Raw genomic sequence first — 12,660 nt, forward strand, 5'->3', positions numbered from 1 at the left:
AATGAAAAGACGAGATTTTACAAAAGCGGCAGCACTGGCAGCCCCGGGCGCCGCTCTTTATGGAAGTGTAATGGCAGGCAGTAACAGCGTATTGACCAGTGACCCGTTCAAATTGAATTATGCACCTCACTTTGGCATGTTTGAATCACATACGGGTAAGGATATTGTGGATCAGATTACATTTATGCATGATCATGGGTTCAGAGCAATTGAAGATAACTGGATGAAGGCCCGTCCGGTTGAGGAGCAACAGAAAATTGCTGATACGCTTGAGCGGCTGGACATGCGGATGGGCGTTTTTGTGGCACATGAAATAGGCTGGAGCAAACCAAACCTAACCAATGGCGATCCGGAACTTCGTGAAAAGTTTCTGTCTGATATACGTGAAGCGGCAGAAGTTGCAAAACGTGTAAATGCGAAATGGATGACAGTTGTTCCAGGGCATGTGGACCTGTCTCTGGAGATGGATTATCAAACAGCCAATGTCGTTGAATCGCTTCGCATGGCATCAGAAATTCTTGAACCGTATGGTGTTGTTATGGTACTCGAATCATTAAACTGGTGGGCTAACCACGCTGGTCAGTTTCTTACAAAAATACCACAGGCATATCAGATCTGCCGGGCTGTGAACAGTCCTTCCTGTAAGATTCTTTTCGACATTTATCATCAGCAGATAACGGAAGGGAATATTATCCCGAACATTGATAAAGCATGGAGTGAGATCGGTTATTTTCAGGTGGGTGATAATCCCGGAAGAAATGAACCAGGCACCGGAGAGATCAATTATCTGAATGTATTTCGACACATTCACTCAAAAGGGTTTACCGGAATTGTAGGTATGGAACATGGTAATTCTATGAAAGGGAAGGAAGGTGAGACAGCAGTTATTGAAGCATACCGAAAATCGGATGCCTTTTAGTCGCGCCATGAACATTCTCTGCAGCGAATGGGTTAATGTGTGAAGAAAATTTACAGATATGCAGAAGTGGAATGACATCATCGAAATTGCACGTACAGGAAACCCCCTGCCCGACCGCCGGGTTACAAAAACGGAGGAGGAATGGAAGGCGCAGTTAAGTGAAGAAGAATATTATGTGACACGGAAAAAAGGAACGGAGCGGGCATTTAGTTCTGAAATGTGCAGCTTGTTTGAGCCCGGGCGTTATGCCTGTATCTGCTGTGATACTCCACTTTTCGATGCCTCAGAAAAATTCGAATCGGGTTCGGGCTGGCCTTCATTTACACAGCCGCTCAGGGAAAATGTTATTTCCTATCACGTTGACAGGTCCTTTGGCATGACACGGGTTGAAACACTATGCAATGTTTGTGACGCCCACCTGGGACATGTTTTTCCGGATGGCCCAAAGCCGAGCGGCTTGCGATATTGTATCAACGCGGTTGCCTTGAAGAAACTGGATTCTTAATCGTCTGTTTTCTCAAAGTAAAAAAGCCGGTATTCATAACCGGCTTTTTTCATGAAACACCAAAACTGGTCTTGGTTTATTTCCACTCTTTAAACGTGTCGCAGGGTACTTACAAATGATCAGAATGTATCCGGGTTCTTTACTTCTCTCCTGGCAGATCCATAGTATCGGGACCGTCCTGGTTCCAGTAAAAGTCAGGTGCTGGTTTCTCCCGTGGATAGATTTCATTCAAGGTATTTCCCTCGTACAAACGCCCGTTTTTCATCACATGGGAAACCGAGTTTGTATTTCGAATATTATCCAGTGGATTTTTATCCAGGATCACCAGATCTGCAAGTTTTCCCGTTTCAACGGAGCCCAGTTCCTTATCGAGCCCGATAGACCGTGCCCCCAGTATCGTTGCAACCTTCAATGCGTCAATTTCAGGCATACCACCACTTTGGATCGCCCACAGCTCCCAGTGATAGCCGAGTCCCTGCAACTGACCATGCGACCCAACTCCGGCAAGGCCTCCCGACTTCACAAGGTCGCCTACAAACTTGCCATGGCGGGAAAATATATGTTCTTCAGGAATGAACCAGGCACCCCTTCGCCGGGCTTTCTGATCAATCTCTGATTTTGGAGAAAAGAAATTAAGCTTTTTGTCTCCTACCACATTTTCCGTTGAGTAGAAATACTCCTCAGCCCATGGTCCTCCATACGAAACGAGTAAAGTAGGGGTATAGGCCATCTGAGCCCTCGCTACCAACTGCGTTACGTCATCGTAGATCGGATAGATCGGGAATGCATGCTCATGTCCCGGATAACCGTCTATCAATTGGGTGAGATTCAGCTTCATGTCCAGGGCTCCCTCGGTGGTAGGCATTAATTCCTGCTCCCTCGCCGCCTGAATGATCCACTGGCGGTGCTGCCGGTTTCCGGTAATATACATTTTGATCGTTTTTGTATTGAAGTATTCTGAATACTGCTTCAACACATTTCGGGCATGTTCAAGGCTCTTGATATTGTACGACCAGAAGCCTACGCCCGGTCCGGTAGAATAGACCCTCGGACCCAAAATTTGTCCGGTCTCCACCATGTCTGAATACGTAAGAACATCGGTGGTTGAGGTTTGCGGATCACGTGTAGTAGTTACGCCATACGCCAGGTTGGCAGCATACATCCATACCTGGTTTTTTTGAAGTCCCCAATTCGGCCACATGTGTGCATGCGTGTCGACAAATCCCGGGATAATAGTCTTGCCCTGCATGTCCATCGTCTTTGTGCCCCTGGGCACAGTTAATGAACCGGAGGGCCCCACTCCAATGATTCTGGTATTCTCAATAAGGATGTCACCGTTTTCAATGACTTCCTCGCCCTTCATAGTGATAATGCGCGCACCCTGAAGTAAAATTCTTCCTTCCGGTATGTCCTTTTCAACCTCGACTTTTACCCGTATTTCATCCGGCTTGTAGCCCTCATCTTCCTTTTCCTCGGAATCATCCTTTTTTTCATCTGAATCCGATTCCTTTTCCTCCTTTTTCTTTTTTTCCAGCTCCTCCTTTATTCGTTCAGATTCGTTAAGATCGTAGGTAAAATACGCGTTTCCAAGAGTAAAATTCACCGTGTTTCCATCAGTACTCCAGTGAGCAAATTCGCCACCAAGCGTGGTTAGTTTCCAGGAAGGGAAGGAAGCATTTTCCGGATTTGAAACCGAAATAGTAATCGTTTCTGCTCCGACTGGCGGCAATGTTACCACATAGATGTCATTGTTGATCTTTGCCAGAGCACGGTCTCCTTCGGGAGCCATTGTAATATATTCAGCACTGCTCGGTTTTTGGGTCGGTTCTGTGGCAGTTTCCTCGAGTGAATGCTCCAGGCTCAATGACGGGTATGTCATAATGCCCGTAACTTTAAGATGTTCCTTTTCATCAGTTCCATCCCATCGCATAGACATTAGTCCTTTGCTGCTATGGAACATATAGATTCTGTCATTTCCTTTAATGAAATGCAGATTTTCCCGGCCGTCAGCAGATTTTATGGGGTTGATCTCACCACCATCGGCACTGATCCATCCGATAAACGCTGGGGAGCCAAAACCACCGGGACCAGTAGTATTTTTATAACCCTGTGCTGCCGCATACACGAACGCAATGCGGTTGGTTTTCGAGTCCCAGGCAAGATCCCAATATGTTGCTCCCCGGCGTGTAAGTTTTACGGGCTTTCCACCTGAGGCCTTCACTTTGTAAATATTTCCTTCATTCCCTTCCCAGGTGGTGAAGGCAACAGACTGTCCGTCTGCAGACCATACAGGCTTTGCTTCGGTGAAATCATTGTCTGTTAGTCTTTTTGGCTTTCCGTCAGGGAAGTCCATTACGTACAACCGGTTCAGTGCAGTAAAGGCAACTTTCTTACCATCAGGCGACCTTTGAGCATCGCGTATCTGGGTTGCCACCATTTTCTTATCATCACTGATTGGGTAATCGAAATGTACTAAGGGACCGAAATCCAGCTCTGTGTCTATTTCAAAAGGGATCTCAGAAGCTGAACCTCCGGCAATCGGAATTTTCCACAATTTCCCACTGTAGGATGCGATCACAAACTGGTTGTCGGGCGTGAAGGACATAGCCGGATAAACACCCAGTCGTGCTCTTGACTCCTGATCGTCGCGTCGTACCGGAAAAGCCAGCCATGACTCCTCGCCGGTTTCCAGGTTTCGTTTCATGAGTCCGGTTTCTGTATTGTATCGCGTCCCGTATACCAGCCATTTCCCATCGGATGAAAGTGTTGGTGAGAATGCAGAACCGTATTGCCTGGTTTGAGTTGCAACTTCTCCTGTTTCCAGGTCATATGTGGCTATTTGGTATTGAGGCATTTGGGCATTGTAATTCCATGCTCCGTTACGCCTGGAAAACCATACATATCGTTCGTCGGCACCAAAGGCAGGTTCGATGGTTTGAAGTCCCTCAGGCTCTTTAATAAGCTGAATTCCGCCTCCACCATCTTTATGATACATATGAAGCTTTAATACGCGCCCCCCCTTTGCGGCAACAATATATTTTCCGTCAGGCGTCCATTCTGCTGCCTGGTAATACTTGTCGGAATCCTTGGTTATTTGTTTAGGAGCGGCGTCTTTATTGTTCAGGTCGAGTGTCCAGATATTTTCAGAGCCGCTTTTATCGGAGGTAAACAAAATTGAATTACCATCCGGACTGAAACGCGGGTGTGTGTCGAATGCCATCCCCGAGGTGATCTGGGTTGCTTTTCCACCGCTAACAGGCATCAGATAAATATCGCCCATCATATCGAAGGCAAGATTTTTACCGTCCGGACTTACATCCAGTGAGATCCATGTTCCTTCGTTGGTTTGCAACCGCATTTTTCGTGTTGGTTCCAAGGGAAGTTCCTTGGTTGCTTTTTTAACAGTATCAGATTCTGATTTTTCCTGCCCATACGCAACGATTGTCAGTAAGCTGAAAAGGGCAATGATTAGTTTCTTCATGGATTATTTCGATTGAGTGCTTCTTCAAATTATATTAAAAGCAATGATACTTCACAGTAGGATTATATAAATGGCAAAAATGAAATTCAGGAAATGTTAATATGATGTTCAGTGATTTATTTTGTGAAGGGCCTGATTAATCATTCCGGCAAAATGGTCACCGTAATAGGGTCCTACCCAATTCATTGTTCTTACTTCCATATAATCTGAATTGTCATAGTGAGCGTCTTTTGTGATGTAGCCGACATAGTCACCATTAAAGCTGGTGATAATTACCGGCTTTGAATCAGGACGGATTTGATCGTAGAGCTCTCCTGAGAAATCACACGGGGTACTTACCAGGTTCAGCCCGCCAATATTTACCGCTGTTAATGATCCCTTCAGGGGTTGTAAAACCGAACTGAAAACCCAGTTTCTTACAGCTATGTTTTTGCCAATCCGTGCCTGGGACGGCCCGAAGGGAATTTCGTAATGCAGCAAGGAAAAACTGGTTTCGACCGGACCGATCACAGCTGCACTGGAGATTTTATCAGTTAGTATATCAGAAAGGCTGCTGATTCGTTCGAAGCCGTTACCCTCGATATTAGTGATGCGGTGACTGCCTACCATCCCGGCCATGAACATAGCAAATGCATACCCACGGGTTTCAAGCTTTTCAATGGTTGCGCCCGGATAATCATTGGATAGGGTCAGGCTTTTCCGGTCGAGCAGGGTGGGATGACCTGAGTATGTAAAAAGCACTAATGAGTCCCCTGAGGCTCGATTGATCTTCAATCCCCGGATTTTACCATCCACTGGTGCTCCTGCAACCAGTCTGTTTTTGACGTATTGCTGGGCATCGGCTTCAAAATAATTTATTGTTGATTTTCTGGCCTGTCCGCTAATTATTTTTGCCAATTCGGTGATGTCACGGGTAACCTTATCGATCCATTCAGGATGATATTCACCGGCAATTAACTCCCCGCCAAGTCCGTCGGCCCAGCCGCCGAGACCATTGTGAGTATGTGTTGCGGAAAAATAGAAAAGTGCCCCCGGGTCTGCACTTAGAAAGGACTGCTGAATTTTTGATTTCAATTCTTCCGGAAAAATCAGCAGGTCAGCGGAAATCATATAAAGACGGCGCGAATCTTTCTCCAGCATAATCACACGGCAGAAAAGACTGTCATGTACGGCATTGAATGCATCCCGTTGCGAATACCCTGCCATTGGCATCGGGTATTCCGGAGTAATATTCACGCGGCCGTATGAGACCATGAACGGAAGTGTATCACGCGCTGAAATGATCATTGCCCCGGCGATGGAATCCCTTGCCTGTTCGATGAGACCGGTCTCTTCCAGTGGCGTCCTGTTTAGTGGCTTCAGAAATACAATTCCCAAAACAAATATCACGGCAAATGCAATGACGGCAATACGAACTATTTTCATAGATGATTGATCTGTTCCTGTGATGATTGATCTGTTCCTGTGCCTTAACTTTAGACTTACTCAGGAGGAAAGTTACAATATGTTTGAGGAAAGGAAGGAATTTCTTCGTTCTTACTTTCTGATTGAATGCACTTGTGTCTATTTTAAGTGTTTAATCCAGAGAAGCGTGATGTTCAGATTATCAGCGCTCAAGCGCAGAAGTTTAAAAAAGGTAATACCATTTGCGCTGGCAACAGCCTTTTTCGCCTTCCTCTTCGCCATAATTGAAAAGGGACTGATGGGAAGCAGTACCATTTATCCGGCTACCGGCAATCCGTATGATTTTGCCTCAGCGATAGCTGCCAGCGTATCGGGCGGATTTTTGATGGGTATCGTGCTGGCCATTTCAGAGGTGCTTTTTCTCGACAGTCTTTTTGAGCGCACAACTTTCTTCATGAAGGTAGTGGTTAAGGGGGCCCTTTATATTCTGCTGATATGCATCATGCTTTTTTTAGTGGCTCTTTTTCTGAATGCTTCACAGATGGATCAGCCTGTGTATAATGCCGCAGTCATCTATAGTGTACTTAATTTCATGTTCAGCTTTGCCTTTGTAAGTATTGTGATATATGCCGGGGCATGCGTTACCATCATTTTGCTTATTTCGGAAATCAGTGATAATCTCGGTCAGAGTGTATTGCTGAATTACATGACCGGAAAATATCACAGGCCAAAACAGGAGGAGCGGATCTTTATGTTTCTTGATATGAGATCATCAACAAGTATTGCGGAGAACCTCGGACACATCCGCTATTTCGATTTTCTGAATGAGTATTACGGGGATCTCACTGAATACATACTGAAATCCGGTGGAGAGATTTATCAGTATGTCGGCGATGAGGTGATCATTTCCTGGCCTTCTGCCGAGGGTTTTGGATATCTGAAGAGTATACAGTGTTTTTTTGATATCCGGGAAGGGATGAAGGCAAAAGAAGCACGGTATGCCGAAAGATATGATGCCATTCCCGGCTTTAAGGCGGGCATTCATTCCGGAAAAGTTACCACCGGTGAGATCGGACTCATCAAGAAGGAAATCGTTTTTACCGGGGATGTATTGAACACTGCTGCACGCATTCAGGCAAGCTGTAATACGTACGGTGTTGATCTCCTTGTCTCAGGCCGGATTAAAAATTTCGTGGAACCTCAAAACGAGCTCCGGTTTGAAGCGATGGGGAATATCAGTCTGAGAGGAAAAACCGAAAGTGTGGAGTTATTTTCGGTGGCCAAAGAGGAAATCTGATTTGGGATACGTACAATTTTTTTTTGTATCTTAATTAACGATAACAACAATTCAAAAACTCTGAAGTCATGAAACGACCAACCCAGTTATTCCTTTTTTTATTTTCCTTACTCTTAATATTCACGGGAAATCTGCAGGCCCAGACCAGCACTGAGGAAGATGCCGTCCGGCAGGCCTGTATGAATTACATTGAAGGATTTTATGAAGGCAATACAAACAAACTCAAAGAAGCACTTGCTCCGGAACTTAACAAATTTGGCTTTTGGAAGGATGATGAAAGCGGCAGCTTCGGGGAAGCGATTCACATGAGCTATGATCAGGCGCTGGACTATGCGGCAAATGTTCTTGCAAAAAAGCAATTTCCGGCATCGGATGCCCCGCGGAAGGTGACGATCCTGGATGTAAAGGAAATAATCGCAGCGGCGAAAATTACGGCATGGTGGGGAGAAGATTATGTGTTGTTATCCAAGAAAAATGGAAAATGGATGATCGAGCAGGTGCTATGGGAAGGACCTTTAACCCAATCTAACTAATACATAACCATGAAAAATATCCGAATCGAAATTAAATGGGGGATCATCTTCACCATTGTGATGATGCTATGGACCTTACTTGAGCGATTGCTTGGCTGGCATGATGTACACATTGACAAGCATGCTTATTACACGTTGATTTTCATTCTCCCCGCTTTTATCATGTATTATTTTGCTCTGGTTGAAAAGAGGGAAACAGATTACGCTGGTCAAATGAACTGGTCACAGGGTTTCAGGAGCGGGATAATTATTGGCATCGTTGTAGCCCTGCTTTCACCGCTAAGCCAGTATATTACGCAGACATTTATTTCACCTCACTATTTTGATAATGTGATTGAATATAGTGTTAAGTCAGGCACTTACGAAACAACTGAAGCCGCGGCTGAATATTTTAATCTCACTAACTACATCGTACAGAGCATGATATTTGCGGTTGTTACAGGGGCATTTACAGCAGCAATTGTAGCGATATTCACAAAGAAGAAATATGCAAACTAAGCGCTGGCTGTTCTATGTCCTCGGCGGGCTTGTTGTGGGGATTTTTTATGCCTGGTTTAATGACTATAATAATCCCACGGTGCTGGGTATTAAAGTGAAAACTATTTTGATGACTGCCAGCAGCATACTTGCTTTCCTGCTCTGTTATTTTGAACGGGGTAAAGCTGTAATTATCGCTTTGCAAATATCTGCCGGCGTGGCACTGGCCGTTATTCTGAGAATAATCTGGGATCTTACATTCGTGGATGAAACCATGCATAATCTTGCGCCCTTTGAAATCGGACTGGCTTTTGGTTTGTCATTCATCACATCCCTGATCGGAGGTCTGGTCGGGTCGTTTGTCCGGCCTAAAAATACGAACGCCTAACCAAGAATCTGTCCGAGCCCCGGAGGCTGATACAGCAGCCAGCCGGTAAGACTATAGCGGCTTATGCGGGTTTCACTAACTTCGTGCTCCACACAGTCACTTCTGAACATAGCGCAACGGTTGGCCAGTGGCTGTATCTTTTCATGGACTTCATTGTCCCTGTAAACGATCAATTCTCCCCCGTCACCTTCATTCCACAATTCATTAAGATAAATGATGATGGAGATCATCCGGTTATTTCTTTCCCTGAACTGATCAAGATGACGGCGATAGAAAGTTCCGGAAGGATAATGTGCCAGGTGGAATTCGTAACCCGACAAGCTAAGGAAACAATACCGGTTAAGCTTTTGAATTAATTCTTCCAGGAGCTGGAATACGGGCAGAAGTGTTACATCCCGTTCTTTGGTAAGCCAGTAAATATAATCTCCGCGGATGGATGCTGCTATTTGCCGGTTGCCCGCAGCGCCGATTCCCGCCTTTGAAAAGTCGTCCTGCTTCAGGTGTTCCAGAAAAAAGGACCGCAGTGTCTGATAAATATCTTTGGGAAGGAACTCATCAATCACAACGTAATCTTCGGCAGAGAGTTGATCTATCCACGCCAGCCATTCATCATCGGTATAAGCACCCATTGTAAAGAAATTTTGCGAATATACGTCGTTGGAAGGAAGTATTCAGCTGCGTTATGCACAAAGTTGACCGGGATATAGTAATTATGAAAGGTTGACTTTTCCGGTATCGGAAGATTTTTGTGACGGATGAATGTTAGAGGAATAATTCGTAAATTAACCAAAATACGATGGCATGAATACGACTGTAGCCGAACCAAAATCAAAAGGGATTAATTCGAATAGCGAAGCTTCGCCAGGGGAAGAAATTTTAAGAATATTTAATCTTCAGAAAGCCAACCAACATAAGGTGGCGAGGACGACAGCAAGTGAAAGACGGCGGAAACTGGCAGTTCTGCATGAAGCTGTTCTTTCTTACCGCGAAGAGATCAGGGAAGCACTGTACAAGGACTTTCGCAAGCATCCGAGTGAAGTAGATCTAACGGAGATTTACCCCGTAACTTCCGACATTAAATATGCGCGCTCACATCTCAGAAAATGGATGCGTCCCAAAAAAGTGGGCACACCAATGGCCCAGCTTGGTACCAGTTCCTATATTCATTATGAACCCAAGGGCGTCGTTCTGGTAATCTCTCCCTGGAACTTTCCTGTCAACTTATCATTCGGGCCGATGATCTCGGCGATAGCTGCGGGAAACTGCGTAATGATCAAGCCTTCGGAGCATACCCCCTATGCCTCCGGGATCATGAAAAAGATCATTTCAGAACTATTCGATGAATCGGAAGTTGCTGTTATTGAAGGAGGTGTGGAAGTTGCGAGTGAACTATTAAAACTTCCTTTTAATCATATTTTCTTCACCGGCGCTCCGGAAATTGGCAAAATTGTGATGAGAGCCGCAGCTGAAAACCTGGCCTCCGTTACCCTGGAACTTGGCGGGAAATCTCCCGTGATTGTTGACGAGGACTGCGACCTGAAAACCGCCGCCATGCGGATTGCCTTTGGTAAATGGATGAATAACGGACAGGTATGTATTGCCCCGGATCACGTGTTTGTTCATGAAAAGAATGCCAGCGAATTCATGGAGCTGGTTAAGCAAAATATCAGGGACTATTATGGCGAGGATGCGTCTGTTTCACCATCCTATAATCGGATTGTAAATAAAAACCACCACCGTAGAATTTCCGCTTATATGGAGGACTCCGTATCGAAAGGAGCAAGTATTGAATATGGTGGAAAGACCAATCCGGATGAGGATTATTTTGAACCTACGATTCTTACGAATGTGCCGGCAGGTTCCGGTATTTCTAAGAATGAGATTTTCGGCCCGATTCTGCCGGTATATCTGTACAATGATCTGGAAGAGGTTATCAACGAGATTAATTCCAGGGAAAAGCCCCTGGCACTCTATATCTACAGTAAGAATAAAAAGAATATCAGGACGATTATTCAGGAAACCCGCGCAGGTGGTACAGTTGTCAACCATAGCGGCATTCATTTCTTCAATAACAATCTTCCCTTCGGAGGATCGAATAACAGCGGCATAGGAAAAGGCAATGGTTTCTATGGATTCGAGGCGTTTTCAAATCCAAGAGCTGTCCTGAAACAGTGGGCTCCCGTAAGCGGATTGGATTTTATGGGCCCTCCATTCAGTGACTTTAAACAAAAATTAATCGATCTGACGATTAAGTGGTTTTAGCGGCCAATAAATCAGGGCAGAAATATGAGGATCAGCAGTAGCAACAAAAGTATTGTTGCTGCCAACATTGACCAGTTTTTTCTGTATCGGGAAGGAAATTCATATCCACAGATTGGGCAAACTGCCTCCGAAGAACTGATTTCCATGGCACATGAAGGGCATTCCCGGACCTTTTCTGACATGATGATCGATTTATTCTGAAAAATAGAGTATTAATAAAAAGTATGAAACAATTTAATTGAATTATGCGGAAGATCATTTACTACGTGGCTGCGTCGGCAGATCACTACATAGCCGACGAGCACGACGGGATTGACTGGCTTGAAGATAAAAAGTGGTTTCAGGAGGGAGAGGATTTTGGATATAGTGAAATGTATGCCCGTATCGATACTACATTCATGGGCTATCGAACCTATGCCAAGCTCATGGATATGAAGGTGCCTTTCCCTTATTCAGATAAGAGGAATTTTGTGTTTACGAGCCATCCGGATCCGATGCCCTGCGATGAGGTTTGTTTTGTTCATACGGATGCAATAGCATTCGCGCGAAATTGCAAGGATGCTCCTGGGAAGGATATCTGGCTGGTTGGAGGAGGCGTTCTGGCAGGGTCCTTTTTGAAAGCGGGCCTGATCGATGAGCTGATCCTTACCAAACTGCCTGTTCGGCTCTTTAAAGGAATACCATTGTTCGGAGAACACGTCCTGCCCGGTGACGCCCGGCTCGTATCAGAAAATAAATATGCCAATGGATTTATTCAGGAGACCTGGACATTTCAGCAGTGATGGCAGAGGATCTTTCATCAGAACTTTCCGCAACATTTTTATAAATACGCTGAAGTTGTAAAAAGTGACGTTCGTTGTGGGCGGATATAAACCGGATTGCATCGCCCACATTGAACTTTAAAACCGGACCAAGAGCGGTTGTTACCTTAAAGGATCGCAGATCCTTACCTTCCAGCTGATAAAGAATTTTGGAAACCCTTTTCAGGTTATCATAAAGACGTTCAATTCCGTTGTCATCGGGTATGCCGGTAGCCGAAGGGTCAAATGCCTTCATGGTCTTCATCCGAAATTTTATTTTCCCATCCTTTTGAACACCAAGCCCGTTGATAAAATATTTTGCGAGTACGGTTGGTTTATATGCGCGATCGCCTTCTTTGAGCAAGGGCAATTTCGCTTCGATTTGATCCAGGTATAATTCGGTCGCCAAATTCATGTGACCGATGCATTCAAGAATACTCCAGCCGCCGGAGGCTGGTTTTGCATGAAGCAGTGAGGTATCCAGCTGCTCATATTGCTTCAATTGATTGCGCTGGAATTCTATCTGGGAATGAATAGAGTCGATCATTTTTTTATTTCAAAGATAGTGACCACAATGCTGGATCGCCTTGATCC

At 45.1% G+C, this 12,660-nt stretch carries 13 protein-coding genes; 9 read left to right on the forward strand and 4 right to left on the reverse strand.

Annotation, left to right across the window (positions count from 1 at the left end; translation table 11 throughout):
- Window position 1: 1 nt before the first annotated feature.
- Together LDX50_RS26935 and msrB are read left to right on the forward strand one after the other, a co-directional pair.
- On the forward strand, window positions 2-919 hold the full coding sequence (locus LDX50_RS26935) for a hydroxypyruvate isomerase family protein (protein ID WP_225699395.1): 918 nt from the start codon (window positions 2-4) through the stop codon (window positions 917-919).
- Between the two features lie 58 nt (window positions 920-977).
- Window positions 978-1,424 carry a peptide-methionine (R)-S-oxide reductase MsrB gene (gene msrB / locus LDX50_RS26940; RefSeq protein WP_225699396.1) on the forward strand — a complete coding sequence of 149 codons (447 nt, stop codon included), beginning with the start codon at window positions 978-980 and terminating at the stop codon, window positions 1,422-1,424.
- 139 nt (window positions 1,425-1,563) lie between these two features.
- Here the strand turns inward: msrB and LDX50_RS26945 are convergent, their stop codons facing one another.
- Both LDX50_RS26945 and LDX50_RS26950 read right to left on the reverse strand, forming a co-directional pair.
- The gene (locus LDX50_RS26945; RefSeq protein ID WP_225699397.1) at window positions 1,564-4,905 is read right to left on the reverse strand and encodes an amidohydrolase family protein; all 3,342 of its coding nucleotides are present in this window, start codon (window positions 4,903-4,905) and stop codon (window positions 1,564-1,566) included.
- 108 nt (window positions 4,906-5,013) lie between these two features.
- Entirely contained in the window at window positions 5,014-6,330 is a 1,317-nt protein-coding gene (locus LDX50_RS26950) for a hypothetical protein (RefSeq protein WP_225699398.1), read from the reverse strand.
- Window positions 6,331-6,499: 169 nt separating this feature from the next.
- Here LDX50_RS26950 and LDX50_RS26955 point away from each other — a divergent pair, with 169 nt between their 5' ends.
- The 4 genes from LDX50_RS26955 (at window position 6,500) to LDX50_RS26970 (ending at window position 9,004) form a co-directional block, all read left to right on the forward strand.
- Window positions 6,500-7,606, forward strand: coding sequence for an adenylate/guanylate cyclase domain-containing protein (locus LDX50_RS26955; protein WP_225699571.1), 1,107 nt, complete (start codon window positions 6,500-6,502; stop codon window positions 7,604-7,606).
- Between the two features lie 68 nt (window positions 7,607-7,674).
- Window positions 7,675-8,139 carry a nuclear transport factor 2 family protein gene (locus LDX50_RS26960; RefSeq protein ID WP_225699399.1) on the forward strand — a complete coding sequence of 155 codons (465 nt, stop codon included), beginning with the start codon at window positions 7,675-7,677 and terminating at the stop codon, window positions 8,137-8,139.
- A gap of 9 nt (window positions 8,140-8,148) precedes the next feature.
- Window positions 8,149-8,637 (forward strand): DUF4199 domain-containing protein, encoded by a 489-nt coding sequence (locus LDX50_RS26965; protein ID WP_225699400.1) that lies wholly within the window; start codon window positions 8,149-8,151, stop codon window positions 8,635-8,637.
- Complete coding sequence (locus tag LDX50_RS26970; protein ID WP_225699401.1) at window positions 8,627-9,004, forward strand: hypothetical protein; 378 nt, start codon at window positions 8,627-8,629, stop codon at window positions 9,002-9,004. The genes LDX50_RS26965 and LDX50_RS26970 overlap by 11 nt, the downstream gene beginning before the upstream one ends.
- On the opposite strand, the gene LDX50_RS26975 is transcribed toward LDX50_RS26970, so the two are convergent.
- Window positions 9,001-9,633, reverse strand: coding sequence for a 2OG-Fe(II) oxygenase (locus LDX50_RS26975; protein ID WP_225699402.1), 633 nt, complete (start codon window positions 9,631-9,633; stop codon window positions 9,001-9,003). The two genes, LDX50_RS26970 and LDX50_RS26975, sit on opposite strands and share 4 nt — an antisense overlap.
- Window positions 9,634-9,805: 172 nt before the next feature.
- Between LDX50_RS26975 and LDX50_RS26980 the strand changes: the two genes are divergently transcribed.
- Genes LDX50_RS26980 through LDX50_RS26990 form a run of 3 tightly spaced genes read left to right on the forward strand, consistent with a single transcriptional unit; the run spans window position 9,806 to window position 12,048 of the window.
- The gene (locus tag LDX50_RS26980) at window positions 9,806-11,266 is read left to right on the forward strand and encodes an aldehyde dehydrogenase family protein (RefSeq protein ID WP_225699403.1); all 1,461 of its coding nucleotides are present in this window, start codon (window positions 9,806-9,808) and stop codon (window positions 11,264-11,266) included.
- A 24-nt stretch (window positions 11,267-11,290) separates the two neighbouring features.
- A complete protein-coding gene (locus tag LDX50_RS31115) occupies window positions 11,291-11,467 on the forward strand; it encodes a hypothetical protein (RefSeq protein WP_420828568.1) in 177 nt (58 codons plus the stop codon).
- 44 nt (window positions 11,468-11,511) lie between these two features.
- Entirely contained in the window at window positions 11,512-12,048 is a 537-nt protein-coding gene (locus LDX50_RS26990) for a dihydrofolate reductase family protein (protein ID WP_225699405.1), read from the forward strand.
- On the opposite strand, the gene LDX50_RS26995 is transcribed toward LDX50_RS26990, so the two are convergent.
- The gene (locus LDX50_RS26995; protein WP_225699406.1) at window positions 12,017-12,613 is read right to left on the reverse strand and encodes a DinB family protein; all 597 of its coding nucleotides are present in this window, start codon (window positions 12,611-12,613) and stop codon (window positions 12,017-12,019) included. The two genes, LDX50_RS26990 and LDX50_RS26995, sit on opposite strands and share 32 nt — an antisense overlap.
- Window positions 12,614-12,660: the final 47 nt, after the last annotated feature.

The organism is Fulvivirga sedimenti, assembly GCF_020328055.1.

Bases quoted from the DNA above. Each gene is read 5' to 3' on its own strand.
- LDX50_RS26935 (WP_225699395.1), top strand. From the start codon at position 2: ATGAAAAGACGAGATTTTACAAAAGCGGCAGCACTGGCAGCCCCGGGC.
- msrB (WP_225699396.1), top strand. From the start codon at position 978: ATGCAGAAGTGGAATGACATCATCGAAATTGCACGTACAGGAAACCCC.
- LDX50_RS26945 (WP_225699397.1), bottom strand. From the start codon at position 4,905: ATGAAGAAACTAATCATTGCCCTTTTCAGCTTACTGACAATCGTTGCG.
- LDX50_RS26950 (WP_225699398.1), bottom strand. From the start codon at position 6,330: ATGAAAATAGTTCGTATTGCCGTCATTGCATTTGCCGTGATATTTGTT.
- LDX50_RS26955 (WP_225699571.1), top strand. From the start codon at position 6,500: ATGTTCAGATTATCAGCGCTCAAGCGCAGAAGTTTAAAAAAGGTAATA.
- LDX50_RS26960 (WP_225699399.1), top strand. From the start codon at position 7,675: ATGAAACGACCAACCCAGTTATTCCTTTTTTTATTTTCCTTACTCTTA.
- LDX50_RS26965 (WP_225699400.1), top strand. From the start codon at position 8,149: ATGAAAAATATCCGAATCGAAATTAAATGGGGGATCATCTTCACCATT.
- LDX50_RS26970 (WP_225699401.1), top strand. From the start codon at position 8,627: ATGCAAACTAAGCGCTGGCTGTTCTATGTCCTCGGCGGGCTTGTTGTG.
- LDX50_RS26975 (WP_225699402.1), bottom strand. From the start codon at position 9,633: ATGGGTGCTTATACCGATGATGAATGGCTGGCGTGGATAGATCAACTC.
- LDX50_RS26980 (WP_225699403.1), top strand. From the start codon at position 9,806: ATGAATACGACTGTAGCCGAACCAAAATCAAAAGGGATTAATTCGAAT.
- LDX50_RS31115 (WP_420828568.1), top strand. From the start codon at position 11,291: ATGAGGATCAGCAGTAGCAACAAAAGTATTGTTGCTGCCAACATTGAC.
- LDX50_RS26990 (WP_225699405.1), top strand. From the start codon at position 11,512: ATGCGGAAGATCATTTACTACGTGGCTGCGTCGGCAGATCACTACATA.
- LDX50_RS26995 (WP_225699406.1), bottom strand. From the start codon at position 12,613: ATGATCGACTCTATTCATTCCCAGATAGAATTCCAGCGCAATCAATTG.